The following is a 14,401-nucleotide window of genomic DNA, read 5'->3' on the forward strand; positions in this document are numbered from 1 at the left end:
GGGTCCCGCGGGCACGCCCGGCCTACGTTGGACCGACGGGACGGTATGACGAGCGAGCCACCACGGTCATCGGGATGCGATCGGCATGTGCGACCGCCGAGGCGACCTCCCGGGGCAGGTGCCCCGGCACGGGGACGAGCCGCCACTGGCGGAGGACGGTGGCGATGGCGATGGTCGCCTCGGTCCAGACGAACAGGTCGCCAATGCACTTGCGGTTGCCGGCGCCGAAGGGAATGTAGGCACGGCGACCCGGGCCCTCGGCCTGCCTCTCGGGCAGCCATCTGTCCGGGTCGAAGCAGTCGGCCTTGTCGTACAGGCTCGGGTCACGGTGCAGTGCGTACAGACTGAAAGCCACTTCGGTGCCGGCCGGCATCCGCACACCGCCCAGGGTGACGGGCTGCGTGGTTCTCCGCATCAGGAGCGTGACACCGTGCAGTCGGATGACCTCGTCGATCACCCTGCGGATGCCCTTCAGCTCGGGCACGTGCAGAGCCGTGACCGGCCCGTCACCCGCCACCCGGCGGACCTCGGCTACCAGGTCCTCCTCCACGTCAGGGCGGCCGGCCAATTCGTGGAAGGTCCACGCGAGGGTGGCCGCGGTCGTCTCGGCACCCGCGAACAGGATGGTGGCCAGTTCGTCGCGCACCTGGACGTCCGACATGCGGGCGCCGCTCTCCTCGTCCTGAGCGGTCAGGAGCAACGACAAGAGGTCGTCGTGGTGCGTAGGACCGGCCGCCCGTGAGGTCGCTACCACCTCGTCGATCACCGCGCGCAGTCTCGCCGCCGCCCGGTCGAACCGACGATTGGCGGGTATGGGCAACCGGTCGAACATCTTCGGCGAGGCGGCGCGTACGAGGAGGTTGGTCAGCAGCACCGGCAGGTTCTTGCGCACGGCGTCGACGGCCGGCAGACCGACATCGGCGGAGAACAGCGTGCGGGCCAGAGTCTCGACCGCGTACCCGGCCATGGCCGGCTCCAGGTCGATGACGTCCCCGGGTGCCCAGGAGTCGGCCAGGGCCTGGGCGTTGCTGCTCATGATCTCGGAGTAGCCGGTGATGCGGTCGCGGGAGAACATGGGCTGGATCATCCGGCGGTGCTTCCTGTGCAGCTCGCCGTCCGAGTTGGCGAGCCCGTTCCCGGCGAGGGGCCGCAGCCGGTCGAAGAAGCGGCCTTTCTCGAAGTTCCCGGCTTGCCGGACGGTCACCTCGTGGACCAGGTCCGGCGTGGTCACCACGTACATCGGCATGGTGCCCAGGTCGACGCGCAGGAGATCACCGTACTGCCGCAGTGACGACAGGAAGCCCAGCGGGTCGCGCCACAGAGCGAGGGCGTGGCCGAGAAGAGGCACCGCTCCGGGCACGCGCGGGACGGAGGCGAGTGGCCGCGCCTGAGCGATCGGTGGCATTCGAGGACCTCACTATCTTCGGGGTGTGCTTGGCAGGGATCGGCTTTCACCGCCCGGGCAGGCGGTGGGGGCGGTCCTCGCGTCGACGACGTCGACCGCTCCCGACCAAGATCAGCGATACCCCAGTTTGCGAGCGGGCTACCGCAGTTGAGACGGGGGGGGGTGCTCAACCTGCCGGTACAACCCGCCAGTAGGCTGCGCGGTGCTGACCTGCCGTCACTCTCGGTACGGAGTCGTCTCTACCCAGTCCCGCCGTCGCCCCGGAGGCCACGTGACCACCCCGCCCCCCATATGGACCAGCCCCGAGACGACAGCCCCTGTCGGCTGTCCCGCGCACATGCAGGCCACCGGTGGCTTGCGCGCGCTGTACGGGCCGGAGGCCGAGGCGCGGCCGTACGCCTTGTACGAGCAGCTTCGTGCCGAGCACGGCACTGTGGCGCCCGTCTTGCTCTACGGGGACGAACCCGCTTGGCTGGTGCTGGGACACCGCGAGAATCTGGAGGTGCTGCGCTCACCTCGCTTCTCCTCCGACTCCCGGCACTGGCGGGCCATCAAGGAAGGCACTCTGGCGCCGGACTCGCCGCTGCTGCCCATCACTGCTCCACAGCCACTGGTGGCCCTGACCGACGGAGCCGAGCACGCCCGCCTGCGCCAGGCCGTCACGGAAAGCCTCGCGCGTGTGAACCGCCCGCGGATGCGCCGGTACATCACCCGCTACGCCACCCGTCTTATCGACGACGTCATCACGGCGGGGAGGGCTGATCTGGTAGCCGATTTTGCGAGGAAGCTGCCGGCTCAGGTCGTTTGCCAACAGCTGGGCATTCAGGAGAGCGACGCCCTGACCGTCGGAGCAGCCGTAGCCGACATGATCAGCGGTGGTGAGTCGGCCATGGCGAGCAACGACCTCGTTGTCGAGATCGTGCGTGACCTGGTGGAGCGCAAAAGGCGGCAGCCTGGCGACGACCTCGCGAGCTGGCTACTCGTCCATCAAGCCGGCCTCACCGACGAAGAGGTCCGCGAACATCTGCGGCTGGTGCTGGTGGCCGCGCTGGAGCCCACCGCCAACCTCATCGCCAGCGCCCTGCGCATGGTTCTCACGGACGGGCGCTTCCGCGGCCATCTCTCGGGGGGCCAGATGACGCTGCCCGACGCGTTGGAACAAGTGCTGTGGGACCACCCGCCGCTCGCGGTCGTCCCCACCCGCTGGGCGACAGGCGACACGCAGCTCGGCGGCAAGCGAATTATGGCTGGGGACATGGTGATGCTCGGTCTGGCTGCCGGCAATGTCGATCCCGGTATCCGCCCTGATCCGACGATACCCATGCATGGCAACAGGTCCCACCTCGCCTTCGGCGCCGGCGTGCATGAATGCCCGGGCCAGGACCTCGGCCGCACCATCGCGGAGGCGGGTATCGACCTGCTCCTGGAACGCATCCCGGACCTGCGTCTCGCCGTCGGCAATGATCAATTGCAGGTCGTGGGCACATGGATGTCACGCCGCTTGACCAGCCTGCCGGTGACCTTCGCCGCCCAGCGCCAGGAGAAGGCGACGGCCGTCCGGCGCCCAGTCGAACCGCTGGTGGTACAGGAGGCCGCACACGCATCACACAGGCGAGTCCGGGGCGGATGGTTGCGACGGCGATAGACCACCGCTTTGGGAGACAAGCTTGACGGCGGCGTCCGGTCCGGTGAAGCCGTGCAGTACGCGGAGGTGCGGATGGGCGGGTACTGGAGGTGCCGGACGGGGCGGAAGGTGCGGGCGAAGACGTGCTCGACGTAGGTGCGGCCTGCTTGAGGGACTTGTCGCGGTGCTGATTCCGGTCCGGTGATCCGGTGCGCCGCCGACTTGGGCACCTCGAGCAGGGGAGCGTGCTGCCTCATCGTGAGTTCGCTCGCCGTTACGCCGCGACCGGCAGGGCCCGGCCCTCCAACGGAGAGCTCCGCGGCGGGCGTGGCGGACCGCGTCCGCACCCTGGCGCCGCAGAACCGTCACCAGTTGTCCGAGCGCGAGTGGGCTCAGCTCGGAAACGGGGCTGTCCAGGACGGATCCGACGCCGTCACCACACCAGCCATATCAAGATCGTGCCATCTGGTGACTGGCGACCGCCCCGCCTCTCAGCCGCCGCTCAGCGGAGACGCCCATGTGGGGTCGTGTCCGGATCTCCTCGTGAGGTGGGCCAGCAGGTGCTCCGCCGTGACGGAGACGGTGTCTTGCGGCGCGCCGACAACGGCCAGGGCGGTGATGAGCCTTGCCGATGCTGTTTCCGGCACGTCCGGGTCGGTCAGGAGAGGAAGCAGCAGCAGGAAGCGGATGGCCGTGTCCTGGACGCCGTCGTCCGCAAGGAGCGGGCCGTCAGCGATCCGGATCAGCTCATGCCATGTCAGCCCGGGCCCCGAGAAGTCTCCGTCCCAGCTGGCGATCTGCTCGACGTAGCTTCTGCCTGGATGGGTGAGGAGGTAATCGGTGCCGTAGTCGCCATCCAGGTTGCGGTAGATCACCACGGCTCCGGGGCCGTCTTCTGCCGGCACTCTGAACACTGGCCAGCGTTCAGGATCGAAGAGCACCTCGGACAGCGCATCGGCATCGGCGCCGTCCTCACCGAACCACTCCGGAACCGGGCGCTCGGCACACTCCCCGTCGCTACACATCGCCAAGAGGTAGTTCGACCAGAAGCCCGGTCGGACCGGTAGTGACTCGCCCGGCACCAACGGACCGACGTCATATCCCTTGATCAGCACCCGTCGATCCTGTCACCAGCCACCGGCACTGTCCGATCGGGGATCGGCAAAGGTACGACGCTCAGCCAGCGGGACAGCCCTTGGTCGCAGGGGCAGCATCTGTCATGGGGGTCGCGGTGGACAGCGTGCACGCCGCCTGGGACTGAGCGTGGCCGCTGGATCGTTCGATCGTGAGGTGCGCTCCGGCTGCGACGAGGACCGCGGCGGTTTCCGGGTGGGGGCCGTGGGTCGCCCAGTCCAAAGGAGACCAGCCGGTTCCGTGGTCTTCACGGAGGTTCGGGTCGGCTCCGTGCGCCAATAGTTCGCGTACTGTCTCGGCGTGCCCCCAGCATGCGGCTGCGCACAGCGGTGTGCCTTCCGAGCCCACTCCCCTGCTTTCCCTGTCGGGAGCGGCACCCGCCTCCATGAGCAGGCGCGCGATCTCCGTTTCCCCCTGTACGGAAGCCAGATACAGAGGGGTGGTGCCTTCGCTGCTCGCTGTCTCCGGGTGCGCCCCGCCCCGCAGGAGCGCCTGTACGCGTGCGGGTTCAGCCGCCAGGATCGCTGCGAAGAGATGACGGGAGAGCTTCTTTTGCCACCGCTTGTTCACAGTTGACAAGGCTATCGATGCTTGCCCCTGCCGCAACCAGTCCTGGCTGTTCAATGAGATGCGAGCTCGACGGGCGGGAGACAAGGGCTGGACGGTGCATGCGGCTAGGGCCGCGTCACCTGGCCGGGTTCGGGCCGCCGGAGGCGTCAGCGCCCTCGCCGTTTCACTGCCAGGCCGATACCGAGGACGGCGAGTACGACAACGGCAACGACGAACCAGGTGGGCATCGTGTCAAGGCCCTTGTAGGCGATCGGCAAGGCGTCCGTCGGCGGCATCGCGACTCTCCTCGGGTCGGGTGCTTCTCAGATGCCCCGAGGTGAGAGCGAGATGCCGCCGCAGGGCGACCAGTCACGTCCCTACCTCCGGGGAGGCGACCGCAGATCCGTGCCGGGGCCCGTCACCGGACGACGTCGAAGACCTGCTTCTGCAGGCCGTTGGGGTAGACCTCGTGCTCGACGAGGCGCAACTTCTGCGCGTCCTTGTCCGTGACACTGAACAGGCGCTTGCCCGCGCCGAGCAGGAGCGGGAAGACGAGCAGGTGATAGCGGTCGATCAGGCCTGCGTCCGACAGCGCCCGGTTCAGGGAGGCGCTGCCGTGGATGATGATCGGGCCGCCCTCGGTCTCCTTCAGCGCGGCGACCTCGTCGAGCGAGCGCAGGATGGTGGTCTGGCCCCAGTTCGGCACCAGGTCGTCCTCGGTGAGAGTGGTGGAGACGACGTACTTCGGCATCACCTTGTAGTCGGCGAAGTCCTCCATGTCGGGCCACACCGGGCTGAACGCCTCGTAGCTGACCCGGCCCAACAGCATGGCCGTGGCTTCCTTCTGCTCCCGTCCCTTGATCTCGAAGGCGTCGGGAAGGAACTCGATGTGCTTGAACGTCCACCCGGAGTTACGGTATCCGGGCTCGCCGCCCGGCGCCTCGACGACGCCGTCGAGCGAGATGAACGCAGTGCTGATCAGAGTGCGCATGGGTGGCTTCCTCGGTGTCTCGTGTGCGGCCGGCAGGCATGTCGATCGGCGTACGCGTCCACCGCACTCGCGGCCGCCGCGCGCCAACCATGATCTATGACTGTGGGGGCGGAGGAAATTCATCGGCCGTCGCCGATCCGGGCGCCGCACAGGCTGAGCGCGTCGGGCTCCGTACGCGTCCGGCCGGGCTGGTGCGATGCCCGGACGGCCACGCCGGCGGAGGTGACGTGCAGGTCCACGACCACCTCGTCGCCCTCCCAGCGGCCCCGCTGTGCGCTGGCCAGGCCGATCAACGCCCGCTCCGCCGCGCGGTCCCGCACGATGAACTGTTCGGGTGATTCCTCGCCGACGGGATATCAAGAGCGGCAAGGAAGGCGGTCGCCGCGGGCGTGCGGCCGGCGCGGCCGGCGCGGCCGCAGATGACGTATTCGATGCGGGCCGGCGCGTCGGTGACCTCGATGGTGGTCACACCGGTGAGCTGGGACGCGTACGCGGAGGGGAGCATGGCGATGCCCAGTCCCTGCCCGACCAGTCGAGCCAGGAAGTCCGCGTTGGTCACTTCGAAAGCGACGTCGCGACTGAGACCGGCGGCCGAGAAGGCCTGGTCGGACTGGACACGTCCGGCTGTATTGGCCGGCAGGTCCACGAACACCTCGGAAGAAAGCCTGCGAACGTCGACGGTCGGTTCCTCGGCGAGGGGGTGGTCCGGCGCGACCACGGCGACGAGCCGATCACGGGCGAGTTCGAAGGCGTCGACACCTTCGGGTCGCGCGGTGGTCGGCAGCCCGAGGAAGGCCACTTCGAGGGCCCCTTCCTTGACCTGCTCGACGAGTTCCTCGCTCGCGCCCACGCGCAGGCTGATGCGCACGTCCGGGTAATGCCGGCGGAAGTCGCGCAGGACGCTCGGGATGTCGACCGCGGCGACGCTGGGGATCAGGCCCACGGCGAGCCGTCCGCGTACCTCACCGACGGCCGCGGCGACCTCGGCGGCCGCACGCTCGGCGGCGTCCAGACACTGACGGGCGGCGGGAAGGAACGCCGCACCGGCCGGTGTCAGCCGCACCCGGCGGCTGGTGCGCTCGAAGAGTCTCGCACCCAGCTCCTTCTCCAGGCGGGCGATCTGGTGGCTGAGGGCGGACTGGACGACCAGGCATCGCTCGGCAGCCCGGGTGAAGTTGTTCGTTTCGGCGACTGCGACGACGTAGCGCATCTGCTGGAGCTCCATGGATTCATCTTCTCTGGCGATCAATTGGATGACGAACATGTGTTGGACTCATTGATCGCCGCGGAATGAGACTGCGGGCATGACCAGTCCAGCGACACAGAGAGTCCCCGCCGAGGCCGTCAGCGGGGTTCCGCACGGGCATCTGCCGCGTGCCGTCCTGACGGCGCTCACTCCCATGGCGTGGGGCACGACCTACCTCGTCACCACCGAGCTTCTCCCCCCGGGCCACCCGCTTTTCGCGGGAGTGCTGCGTGCGCTGCCCGGCGGCCTGATCGCACTGGCGCTCACCCGGACGCTGCCGCGCGGAGGGTGGTGGGGGAAAGCCGCGATGCTCGGCGTGCTGAACATCGGCCTCCCCTTCCCGCTGCTGTTCCTCGCGGCCGAACGCCTGCCGGGGGGCGTGGCTGCCACCCTGGCAGCGGCCCAGCCGCTCATCATCGCCCTCCTGGCCGTGGCACTCCTGCGCGAGGCGCTGTCCGCCTGGCGCCTCGCCTGGGGACTGGCCGGCATGGCCGGTGTCGGCCTGGTGGTGATCGGGCCGAGCGCGGCATTCGACGATGTCGGGATCCTGGCGGCCCTCGGCAGCGCGGCGTCCATGGCGCTCGGTATAACTCTCACCAAACGCTGGGGACGCCCTCCCGAGGCCGGCCCCACCGCTTTCGCCGCCTGGCAGCTCACCGCGGGAGGGCTGTTCCTGCTGCCCATCACGCTTCTGGTCGAGGGGGCACCCCCCGCCATCGACCTGAGCGCCGCCCTCGGCTACCTCTGGATGGGCCTGTTCGGCGGACTGATCTCGTACGTCCTGTGGTTCCGCGGCATCGCCACGCTGCCCGTCACCTCGGTCGCCGTTCTCGTCCTGCTCTCACCGCTGGTCGCCGCGGTGCTCGGCGCCGTCGTGCTCGGCCAGACCTTCGGTCCGGTCCAACTCCTGGGCTTCGGGCTCGCGCTCGCCGCGATCGTCGCGGGACAGCTGCCCACGCCCACCCGCTCACGCGGCTGATCTTCAACGGAAGGACTTCGTCATGCCGTACGACAAGACCGTTCTGGTCACGGGCGCGACCGGCGGCCAGGGCGGCGCCGTTGCCCGCGGACTGCTCGACAACGGCTGGGGGTACGAGCCCTCGTCCGTGACCCGGCAAGCAGGGGGCGAAGGATCTCAAGGCGCTCGGCGCGGAACTGGTCACCGGCGACCTCGACGACGCGCAGTCGCTGCGCACGGCGGCACAGGGCGTGCGGGGCGTCTTCAGCGTGCAGCCGGCCGGCATGGCCGACCCGCACCCCGAAGTCGAGGTGCGGCAGGGCAGGAACGTCTCCGACGCGGCCGCAGCCGCAGGCGTCGCGCACCTGCTCTACAGCTCCGTGGGCGCCGCAGCGCGTAGGTCCGGCGTCGCGCACTTCGAGAGCAAGGCGGAGATCGAGGCGCACACGATGCCATCGACGTGCCCACGACGGTGCTGCGGCCGGTGTTCTTCATGGATAACTGGCCGACCGCTCGCGGAGTGCGACGATATCGGCTTCGAGGGTCCGCGCGAAGCGATCGCGCGGTCGGTCGACCACCAGCCGCTGAGGACGCCGAAGGCAGGGGTGGCGCCGACGCCGATCGCCAGGTCGACGGATGACCCGAATGGATCAACTCGGGCCTGGGGAAGATGCTGGCGATGGTACGTCGAGCAAAGCTCGGCGATCGGGGCTCGCGATCGTGGGGCGGGGTGGCGAATGGCACGCTGGTGGCGGGGAAAGCAGAGGGCGGAAGGCGTCGAAGCCGCTCCCTCGGGGCAGGAGCGGCCCACGGACCCCGTGCACGGGGCGCTGCCCGGACAGGTCGACGAATCCGGCGGGCTGCGGGCGGTGATGCTACGCGTGCACGACAGCGGTCTCATGCTGACCGCGGATGACGGCGCGGGGCGGTCGGCCCGGGTCCCTCGGATGTATCCCTGGGCCGAGATCACGCACGTATGGTTCGCGAATGATCTCGATGGACATTCCACCGAGGGCGACTCGGTCGTCACGCGGTGGGTCTACGTCCAGCGCCTTGAGTTGGCCGACGGCACTGTAGTGACCTCCCGGCTGGCCGACCCGCCGGTCACCACCCCCGGGGCCGTCTTCCGCACGGGCCGGATCGCCGATCACCCTCCTTCCGCCCTCTGGCCGCTGCTGGCGCACATCCACACCCGCGTGACCGCGGTGCAACTGGCCAAGGCCGAGACCATCCTGGCGGCGGGAGGGCGGGTGGAGTTCGGTCCTCTGACCGCTGACGGAGGCGGCCTTCACCACCAGGACACCCACATCCCGTGGGACGACATCACCGTGCTGCGCTACAGCTTCGTCCACGCCAGCGTCCACGAAGAGGAGCTGGGCGCCTACCTGCGAATGGAATTCCGCGACCGCGAAGCCGGCGCATACGGTTTCCCCTTCCGGTGGCTGCGAATACCGGCCCTCGACGTACCGGACATCGAGGTACTGGAGCGGCTCGCAGCGGAGCGTCGCGTCTGAGGGCCCGAACCCCCGTGCGTCCTCGTGCACCGCGCCTCGAGCCCGCCGCGCCACCCGTGCCGCTGTCCTCCCGCCGTCCCACCGCCGCCGGGAGCCGCAGCCCTCCCGGCCGTGCTGATGCTGCGCCGGGCCCGGTGCGCGGTCTCCGTGTCCGTCTTTTGTCGTGCGCTCATTTCCCGTCGCTCTTGGCCCCCTTGCTGACCCCCACCGGATGGGAGCAGCCGGCCGGACGTGACATGGGCCTGTTATGACGGGCGGCACACTCGCGGCGGAGGGTGGCGAGGGGCCGTGCGAAGTACGGATCGGCGAAGGCGTCGGGGCCGGCGGTGAGGGAGGAGAATGGGCGGCATGGCCATGGTGAAGGACATCGACGTTCGCGGGATGCAGCACTGTGAGACGACGGCACTGGGCGTGCTGTTGCGGCATGAGGGACTCGACCTGTCCGAACCCATGCTGTTCGGACTCGGCTCCGGGCTGTCCTTCATCTACTGGGACAGCAAGAGCATGGGCTTCCCCTTCCTGGGGGGCCGGGTCAAGCCGTTCGAGCTCACCAGGAACCTGGCCGCCGTCCTCGGCGCCGAGCTCCTGGTCGGGGAGACCACGTCCCCGCGCAAGGCGTGGCAGAACGTCGCGGCACTCCTCGACGCCGGTCGGCCTGTCGGCCTCCAGCTCGACAGCTACCACCTGGACTACTTCAGCACCAAGGTGCATTTCGGCGGGCACGTCGTGGCCATGTACGGCTACGACGAACAGCACGCCTATCTGGTGGACACCGAACCGCAGGGCAGCGCCGTCTCGACCAGCCTGGCCAGCCTGGCCATGGCCCGGGCCGAGCGTGGCCCCATGACCGCCAGGCACCGCTCCTTCACCATCACCGCGCCCGCGGGGCTTCCGTCGCCGGAGGACCGGGTCGTCCCCGCGATCAGGACCTGTGCCGAGGCCTTCCTGAACCCGCCCATCGCGAACCTGGGTCACCGGGGCATCGAGAAGGCCGCCAAGCTCCTGCCGACGTGGCTGCGGCGCAGCGACGATCCGCGGGAGGACCTGCCACGGGCCGCCCTCCTGATGGAGAAGGCCGGCACCGGCGGCGCCCTGTTCCGCAATCTCTACCGGGACTTCCTGGCCGAGTGCGCCGAGCTGGTCGACAGCGATCACCTGCGTACCGGCCACCGCCTGTACACCGAGGCCGCCTCGTTGTGGACCCAGGTGGCCGCGCTCGTCGCGGCGGCGGGCGAGTCCGGTGACACCGAGGACCTCGTACGGGCGGGCTGCCTCCTCCACGACCTCTCGCGCATCGAACGCGACGCGATGCGGGCACTCAGCATGTTGTAGGAGGCCCCGAGCCAGGGGGTCCGCGCCAGTGGGTCCGCGCCAGCAGGTCCGCGCCAGTGGGCCCGCCGCGGTGTCCCGCGCCGCTGGACCTGCCCCTTCCGCCGGGGCCGCCCGGTGGCGGCGCTCTTCCTGACGGCAACGCGTCCGTGCGATCGTGGGTTTCGCCGAGGATGCGGGTACGAGGCCGATGGCACGCGAGGGCAGCGCGGGGCGTCTGGTGGCGGGCCGCTACCGGCTCGTCGACAAGCTCGGGTCCGGCGGGTTCGGGCACGTGGGGAAGGCCGAGCCGGTGGCGGGCCGCTCCCTGGGCGCGCCTTGCACGGCCTCCTGGAGCAGGCCATCACCCGCCGGTGAGCCCCCGGCCCCTTGGCCGGCGACAGTAGCCTGTGGCCCATGGGGACCCGGACGACCGGGCGCCCCACGGCCGACGAAGAGGAGAGGGCCGGCGATGCGGGTCGCATACGACGCCTCGGCGGACATGGCGTACATCTACCTGACCGACGGCATCGCGTCCGGCGAAGCGGTCCGGCAGGTAGCGGCGGAGGACGGCACGGCGGTCCTCGACTACGACTCGGAGGGACGGCTGCTGGGCATCGAGGTTTTCGGCGCCGCCCGCCGGTTGCCGAGGAGCCTGCTGGAGGCCGCGGGGAGCACCGTTCCCGCGTCGGCTCCGCCGGCAGCGCGGGGCCGGGGAGTTGACGACGACGGCCGTCCGACTGCGCCCTGACGGCACCGACGAGGCACGGCCATGGGGCTCGGCTGACCCCGACGCCATTCGTTAGACAGGCGAAAAGTTTCCCTACATAATCCTTAGACATGGGAAAGACTTACGAGCGCATCGACGGCAGACTGCGTACCTTCATGGAGCAGCAGCCCATATTCTTCACCGCGACCGCCCCGTTGGCCGGCGATGGCACGGTCAACCTCTCCCCCAAAGGCCTCAAGGGCTCCTTCGCGGTGCTCGACGAGGAGCGGATCGCCTACCTCGACTTCGCCGGCAGCACTGCCGAAACGATCGCGCACCTGCGCGAGAACGGCCGCATCACGGTGATGTGGTGCGCCTTCCAGGGGCCGCCCAACATCGTGCGGGTGCACGGCCGGGGCGAGCCCGTGTTCCGTGACGACCCGCGCTTCAAGGAACTGCTCGCGCACTTCCCGGACATCGATCCGACACTGCACGGCCTGCGCGCGATCATCGTGGTGACGGCCGAACTCGTCCGGGACTCCTGTGGGTACGGGGTGCCCTTCATGTCGTACGACGAGGATCGCGACCTGCACGGCAGGCGCTTCTCGCGGGAGGACGATGCTTCCCTGAGCGCGTACTTCGCCAAGAAGGACCACATCGCGCGGAGCCTCGACGGCCTGCCCGGGCTGCCCCTCCCGCTGCCTCCCGGCGACTTCTGAGCCGCCGGCCCTGCCCCGTTCCACGACCGGTGCGGGCGGGGGCGGTTGTCCGCCGCGCCATGCTTCGTGATGTTGTGGCGGCCGGCGGAGGGCGCCCCGGCGCCTGTCCCCCTGCCCCTGCCCCTGGCCCCGGGGCGGGGCGAGCCGGAGCGCTCCCCGTGGCGGGGCCGTGGCTCAGGTGTACGACCAGGCCGGGCCCGTACAGTTGGACGTCCGCTGGGTGGGGACGTGGTATTCGCAGACTTCGTAGTAGAGCAGGCCGTCCTCCGCGAAGCTCTTGTTGACGTTCGTCCAACCGGCGGCCTTGCCGTGGTCGTTGTAGATCACGCCGCTGCGGCTCGGGTACCCCGGGTTGCTGTAGGACCACTTGATGGCGACGGGCAGGCCGTCCGCGTCTTCGTCCTTCAGCCAGAACCACTCGCCGTACGGCTCGAAGCACGCGGTGGCGTTCCAGGTGATGAGCCCGCAGTACCCGGAGTCCGGGCCGCTCCCGCCGACCACCGACGCACGCTGCACACCGTCGGCCGCCGACGCCGGCGACGTGGTGAAGCCCAGGACGAGCGCGGCACCGAACAGCCCGCTCGCGAGAATCCGTCCTCGACGCACAACTGCTCCCCTCTGCTCTGCGGTACACGGATACGTTGCGGAACCACCGTGCCCGGCCGGCCTTCGCGGAACCTGCCGCAAACCTTGAACCCGCTGCTCAGGCCCGTCCGGCCCCTCGTCGTGCGGGATCAATCGGACCGAAGCCCGTTGCGGCAGGGGCGCGTTGCGTTACAGTCGGCGCTCTGCGTCACTGCGCGCTGCCGGTGGGTGTGCAGCGGGGGGCGGAAGGGCGGGGGCATGACGGAGGCTGCTGCGGCGTGGCCCGCGGAACGCGGCACGGCACCGTACGTCGAGGGGAACCCGGCCGGACGAGCGGTCCTCGCCGAGTACTTCGCCATCGGTGACCGGCTGGTGGTGTTCGTGCTACGGCCCGAATCCGACCACCCGTACGTGGTCGAACTGCCGGTCGACCGCAGGCGGGCCGCGGCGCTCGTGGCCGACTCCGCCGTCGCGCCGGGACCCGACGGCAGGCCCCTGGGGGACGCCGAGGAGTGGGCGGAGACCGCCCGTGCCCTCGTCGAGCCCGCCGTGCGCCACAGCCGTCCGGGCGAGGTCCTCTGGTTCGTCGGCCACGACGTGCTGCACCTGCTGCCGCTGCACGCCGCACCGCTGCCCGGGGGCGAATGGCTGCTGGACCGCAACCCCGTGTGCTACGCCCCCAGCGCCACCGTGATGCAGCAGTGCCGGCGCAAGGTCCGCGGGGACGGCCGGGGCGCCCTCGTCGTGGGGGACCCGGGCGGAGACCTGCGGAACGCCCGGGAGGAGGCCGTGGCCGTCGGCGAAGTCCTGGGCACCGACCCGCTGATCGGGGGCCGAGCCACCCGCGAGAACGTACTGGCGCGGCTGGAGCGGGAGGACCCCGCGCTCGTGCACTTCGCGTGCCACGGCTCCTTCGACGCGGCCGATCCGATGTCCTCGGGGATCGACCTCGGGACCGGCGGCGAGGACGACCGGCTGACGGTCCGGGACCTGCTGACCGTAAGGATGCGTCCCGATCTCGTCACGCTCGGCGCCTGCCGCACCGGCCTGCACCGGCTCGCGCCCGGCGACGAGCTGCTCGGCCTCGCCCGGGCCCTGTTGTACGCGGGCGCCCGCGCCACCGTACTGAGCCTGTGGAACGTGGCCGACCTCTCCACGCGGCTGCTCATGGGACGGTTGTACGCGGAGCTGCGCACGGAAGCGGACGTGGCCGCCGGTCCGCCCGGGTCCGCCGGTCCGCCCGGGGCCGCCGTCACGGACATGGCCGCCGGCCGGGCGCGGTCCCCGGTGGAAGCACTGCGGGCGGCGCAGTTGTACCTGAAGTCGCTGACCGTGCGGGACGTCCTCGACGCCATGGACGGGGAACAGGCGCCCGCCGCCGACGATCCGGAGCGACGACTGACCGCACTGCTCGCGCGGGCGCAGATGCAGGCCGCCGCGCTCGACCCGGGAGAGGCCGCCGCCGGATACCTGGCCGCGCTCGACGTGCTCCCGGCCCTGCCGGGCCCCACGGATCCGTCATTGGCCCCCCGGCTGTCCCGGCGGGCAGCCCTGCTGCGTTTCAAGGCCCGCCTCCCCGCCGCGCCCGACTACGGCAGGCGTCCCTTCGCCCACCCCTACCACTGGGCGCCGTTCGTCCTGCACGGCGACTGGTCCTGA

General features: G+C 70.3%; 13 protein-coding genes and 2 pseudogenes. 7 read left to right on the forward strand and 8 right to left on the reverse strand.

Annotated elements, in window-relative coordinates:
• Nucleotides 1-22: 22 nt before the first annotated feature.
• On the reverse strand, nt 23-1,405 hold the full coding sequence (locus ACZ7LK_RS26255; protein ID WP_471143741.1) for a cytochrome P450: 1,383 nt from the start codon (nt 1,403-1,405) through the stop codon (nt 23-25).
• Nucleotides 1,406-1,742: 337 nt separating this feature from the next.
• On the opposite strand from ACZ7LK_RS26255, the gene ACZ7LK_RS26260 reads away from it, so the two are divergent.
• Nucleotides 1,743-3,050, forward strand: a complete 1,308-nt coding sequence (locus ACZ7LK_RS26260; RefSeq protein ID WP_471143742.1) for a cytochrome P450 family protein — start codon at nt 1,743-1,745, stop codon at nt 3,048-3,050.
• 182 nt (nt 3,051-3,232) lie between these two features.
• On the opposite strand, the pseudogene ACZ7LK_RS26265 reads toward ACZ7LK_RS26260, so the two are convergent.
• From ACZ7LK_RS26265 to ACZ7LK_RS26290, 6 genes and pseudogenes are all read right to left on the reverse strand, one after another.
• A pseudogene (locus ACZ7LK_RS26265) lies at nt 3,233-3,478 on the reverse strand (IS5/IS1182 family transposase); the annotation flags it as partial.
• 42 nt (nt 3,479-3,520) lie between these two features.
• Nucleotides 3,521-4,144, reverse strand: a complete 624-nt coding sequence (locus ACZ7LK_RS26270; RefSeq protein WP_471143744.1) for a hypothetical protein — start codon at nt 4,142-4,144, stop codon at nt 3,521-3,523.
• Between the two features lie 178 nt (nt 4,145-4,322).
• Nucleotides 4,323-4,733 (reverse strand): annotated as a pseudogene (locus tag ACZ7LK_RS26275) (ankyrin repeat domain-containing protein); the annotation flags it as partial.
• Nucleotides 4,734-5,130: 397 nt separating this feature from the next.
• Nucleotides 5,131-5,703, reverse strand: a complete 573-nt coding sequence (locus ACZ7LK_RS26280; RefSeq protein ID WP_392277290.1) for a dihydrofolate reductase family protein — start codon at nt 5,701-5,703, stop codon at nt 5,131-5,133.
• 119 nt (nt 5,704-5,822) lie between these two features.
• The gene (locus ACZ7LK_RS26285) at nt 5,823-5,996 is read right to left on the reverse strand and encodes a hypothetical protein (RefSeq protein ID WP_392277291.1); all 174 of its coding nucleotides are present in this window, start codon (nt 5,994-5,996) and stop codon (nt 5,823-5,825) included.
• Complete coding sequence (locus tag ACZ7LK_RS26290; RefSeq protein WP_469463771.1) at nt 5,993-6,928, reverse strand: LysR family transcriptional regulator; 936 nt, start codon at nt 6,926-6,928, stop codon at nt 5,993-5,995. The genes ACZ7LK_RS26285 and ACZ7LK_RS26290 overlap by 4 nt, the downstream gene beginning before the upstream one ends.
• Before the next feature lie 79 nt (nt 6,929-7,007).
• On the opposite strand from ACZ7LK_RS26290, the gene ACZ7LK_RS26295 reads away from it, so the two are divergent.
• From ACZ7LK_RS26295 to ACZ7LK_RS26315, 5 genes are all read left to right on the forward strand, one after another.
• The gene (locus ACZ7LK_RS26295) at nt 7,008-7,928 is read left to right on the forward strand and encodes an EamA family transporter (protein ID WP_471143747.1); all 921 of its coding nucleotides are present in this window, start codon (nt 7,008-7,010) and stop codon (nt 7,926-7,928) included.
• Between the two features lie 176 nt (nt 7,929-8,104).
• Nucleotides 8,105-9,421: an NmrA family NAD(P)-binding protein gene (locus ACZ7LK_RS26300; RefSeq protein WP_471143863.1), complete on the forward strand. Its 1,317-nt coding sequence runs from the start codon at nt 8,105-8,107 to the stop codon at nt 9,419-9,421.
• 348 nt (nt 9,422-9,769) lie between these two features.
• Nucleotides 9,770-10,753 carry a BtrH N-terminal domain-containing protein gene (locus ACZ7LK_RS26305; RefSeq protein ID WP_469463757.1) on the forward strand — a complete coding sequence of 328 codons (984 nt, stop codon included), beginning with the start codon at nt 9,770-9,772 and terminating at the stop codon, nt 10,751-10,753.
• A gap of 448 nt (nt 10,754-11,201) precedes the next feature.
• Entirely contained in the window at nt 11,202-11,480 is a 279-nt protein-coding gene (locus ACZ7LK_RS26310; RefSeq protein ID WP_471143749.1) for a DUF2283 domain-containing protein, read from the forward strand.
• An 89-nt stretch (nt 11,481-11,569) separates the two neighbouring features.
• Complete coding sequence (locus ACZ7LK_RS26315) at nt 11,570-12,157, forward strand: pyridoxamine 5'-phosphate oxidase family protein (RefSeq protein WP_469463772.1); 588 nt, start codon at nt 11,570-11,572, stop codon at nt 12,155-12,157.
• A 174-nt stretch (nt 12,158-12,331) separates the two neighbouring features.
• Here the strand turns inward: ACZ7LK_RS26315 and ACZ7LK_RS26320 are convergent, their stop codons facing one another.
• A complete protein-coding gene (locus ACZ7LK_RS26320) occupies nt 12,332-12,763 on the reverse strand; it encodes a hypothetical protein (protein ID WP_392277297.1) in 432 nt (143 codons plus the stop codon).
• 237 nt (nt 12,764-13,000) lie between these two features.
• On the opposite strand from ACZ7LK_RS26320, the gene ACZ7LK_RS26325 reads away from it, so the two are divergent.
• The gene (locus ACZ7LK_RS26325) at nt 13,001-14,401 is read left to right on the forward strand and encodes a CHAT domain-containing protein (protein ID WP_469463760.1); all 1,401 of its coding nucleotides are present in this window, start codon (nt 13,001-13,003) and stop codon (nt 14,399-14,401) included.

It is taken from the genome of Streptomyces sp. NPDC039423, from assembly GCF_055598725.1.

Bases quoted from the DNA above. Each gene is read 5' to 3' on its own strand.
- ACZ7LK_RS26290 (WP_469463771.1), bottom strand. From the start codon at position 6,928: ATGGAGCTCCAGCAGATGCGCTACGTCGTCGCAGTCGCCGAAACGAAC.
- ACZ7LK_RS26280 (WP_392277290.1), bottom strand. From the start codon at position 5,703: ATGCGCACTCTGATCAGCACTGCGTTCATCTCGCTCGACGGCGTCGTC.
- ACZ7LK_RS26255 (WP_471143741.1), bottom strand. From the start codon at position 1,405: ATGCCACCGATCGCTCAGGCGCGGCCACTCGCCTCCGTCCCGCGCGTG.
- ACZ7LK_RS26305 (WP_469463757.1), top strand. From the start codon at position 9,770: ATGGCCATGGTGAAGGACATCGACGTTCGCGGGATGCAGCACTGTGAG.
- ACZ7LK_RS26315 (WP_469463772.1), top strand. From the start codon at position 11,570: ATGGGAAAGACTTACGAGCGCATCGACGGCAGACTGCGTACCTTCATG.
- ACZ7LK_RS26325 (WP_469463760.1), top strand. From the start codon at position 13,001: ATGACGGAGGCTGCTGCGGCGTGGCCCGCGGAACGCGGCACGGCACCG.
- ACZ7LK_RS26260 (WP_471143742.1), top strand. From the start codon at position 1,743: ATGCAGGCCACCGGTGGCTTGCGCGCGCTGTACGGGCCGGAGGCCGAG.
- ACZ7LK_RS26295 (WP_471143747.1), top strand. From the start codon at position 7,008: ATGACCAGTCCAGCGACACAGAGAGTCCCCGCCGAGGCCGTCAGCGGG.
- ACZ7LK_RS26310 (WP_471143749.1), top strand. From the start codon at position 11,202: ATGCGGGTCGCATACGACGCCTCGGCGGACATGGCGTACATCTACCTG.